Origin of the sequence: Mycolicibacterium pyrenivorans, assembly GCF_025821625.1 — a bacterium.
Taxonomy (GTDB): domain Bacteria; phylum Actinomycetota; class Actinomycetes; order Mycobacteriales; family Mycobacteriaceae; genus Mycobacterium; species Mycobacterium pyrenivorans.
Map to the genome: position 1 here is coordinate 1 of NZ_JACKSH010000049.1, position 1798 is coordinate 1798.

Here is a 1798-nt window from a genome sequence, read left to right on the forward strand (position 1 = left end):
GACCCTCGCCGCCAACCCCTGGGCCGTCACCGACCACGACCCCACCAGCAACCTCAACGCCGGTCCCAGCACCACGGCGGTGCTGGCCTACGCCACCGCCGCCACCGCCACTGCCGCCGCCACCGCCACCGCCACCGGTGTACATCGACCCGACGCCGAACGTCGACGTCTGCGCCAGCGTCGGTCGCCGGATCAGCGTCAGCGGTTGCATCTAGGTGGACCGCGCGGCATTCGACCGGCTGTTCGACATGACAGACCGGACCGTCGTCGTCACCGGCGGCACCCGCGGGATCGGGCTGGCGCTGGCCGAGGGCTATGTGCTGGCCGGCGCGCGGGTCGTGGTGGCCAGCCGCAAGGCCGACGCCTGTGAGCGGGCGGCGCAGCATCTGCGCGACCTGGGCGGTGAGGCGATCGGGGTGCCCACCCACCTCGGTGAGGTCGATGACCTGGGGGCGCTCGTCGCGCGCACGGTGTCGGAGTTCGGCGGTGTGGACGTCCTGGTGAACAACGCCGCCAACCCGCTGGCCCAGCCGCTCGGTCAGCTGACCGTCGACGCGTTGACGAAGTCGTTCGAGGTGAACCTGCGCGGGCCGGTGTTTCTGACCCAGGAGGCGTTGCCGCATCTGAAGGCCAGCCCGCATGCCGCGGTGCTGAACATGGTGTCGGTCGGCGCATTCATCTTCGCGCCGATGCTGTCGATGTACGCGTCGATGAAGGCGGCGCTGATGTCGTTCACCCGCTCGATGGCCGCCGAGTTCTGCCACCACGGCATCCGGGTCAACGCGCTGGCCCCCGGGCCGGTGGACACCGACATGATGCGCAGCAACCCGCAGGAGGCCATCGACGGCATGGTCAACGGCACGCTGATGCGCCGACTCGCGTCTGCTGACGAAATGATCGGTGCTGCTTTGCTTTTGACGTCGGACGCCGGCAGTTACCTCACCGGACAGGTGATCATGGTCGACGGGGGAGGGACGCCGCGCTAGCCGGATCGTCGAGTCCGACGAGCGGGCCGAGGGTCTGCGCGACCTGCGGGTACACGATCGCGGGCCCGATCCACCTGGACAGGAACTCGCGCAGCTGGGCGGCGTCGCGGGTGGGTTTGCCCGCGTCGATCAGAAACGACTTCACCACCCGCAGAAGGAACTCGTTGAGTTCGGCCAGAGCGGGCTCGTCGAATCCGTGGGCCGCCCAGTCCACGTCGAGTCGGTGCAGCATCGCCCGGCCGAACGCGTATGCGGTGTTGGAGGTGATGGATCCACCGACCGTTCGCGTGCCCCGCCGGCTGAGCAGGAGACTGATCTGCGGGTCGTCGGCCAGCGACTCGATGGTGAAGGCCACGCTCTCGACCAGGGTGGTGACCGGGTCGGTCTGGTGGCGCACTCGTCGTTCCAGACGTCCCAGGAACCCGTCGGCCTGCTGCATCGCGCAGGCCACCAGCAGCGCCTCGGTGCTGGGGAAGTAGCGGTACACCGTCTGGCGGGTGACGCCGAGGTCGCGCGCGACGTCGGCGATGCGCATCGAGGATCCGCGTTCGGCGACGATCCGCTCCGCCGAGCCGAGGATGCGGGCGATCGCCTCCTCGTCCGACGCGGGCGGATTCCCTGACCAGCCATGACTTCGCATTGCTACGGGATGATAGCCCGCTACCGTCTCTCCGCCGGAATTGCATTCCAGCAGGCGTCCTCTCGCACTTCTTCTGCTAATCCGAAAATGGCGGTGAGTTGGGTGTGGAGTCTGCGCGTCGGTATGGCCGTGTGGTGACGGCGGGGGTGTTGGTGTTGTGGGTCAGGCTGCT

The 1798-nt window shown here is 68.5% G+C and carries 2 protein-coding genes and 1 pseudogene; 2 read left to right on the plus strand and 1 reads right to left on the minus strand.

Annotated elements, in window-relative coordinates:
• Both H7I57_RS06810 and H7I57_RS06815 read left to right on the plus strand, forming a co-directional pair.
• Window positions 1–215: pseudogene (locus H7I57_RS06810) on the plus strand (hypothetical protein); the annotation flags it as partial.
• On the plus strand, window positions 216–986 hold the full coding sequence (locus tag H7I57_RS06815) for an SDR family NAD(P)-dependent oxidoreductase (RefSeq protein ID WP_264022615.1): 771 nt from the start codon (window positions 216–218) through the stop codon (window positions 984–986). It abuts the pseudogene before it with no gap.
• Here the strand turns inward: H7I57_RS06815 and H7I57_RS06820 are convergent.
• A complete protein-coding gene (locus H7I57_RS06820) occupies window positions 955–1626 on the minus strand; it encodes a TetR/AcrR family transcriptional regulator (protein WP_264022616.1) in 672 nt (223 codons plus the stop codon). The genes H7I57_RS06815 and H7I57_RS06820 overlap by 32 nt on opposite strands.
• Window positions 1627–1798 lie beyond the last annotated feature (172 nt).

What these genes read in the sequence shown, in the direction of transcription:
- H7I57_RS06820 (WP_264022616.1), bottom strand. Translation starts at nt 1,626, where the DNA reads ATGCGAAGTCATGGCTGGTCAGGGAATCCGCCCGCGTCGGACGAGGAG.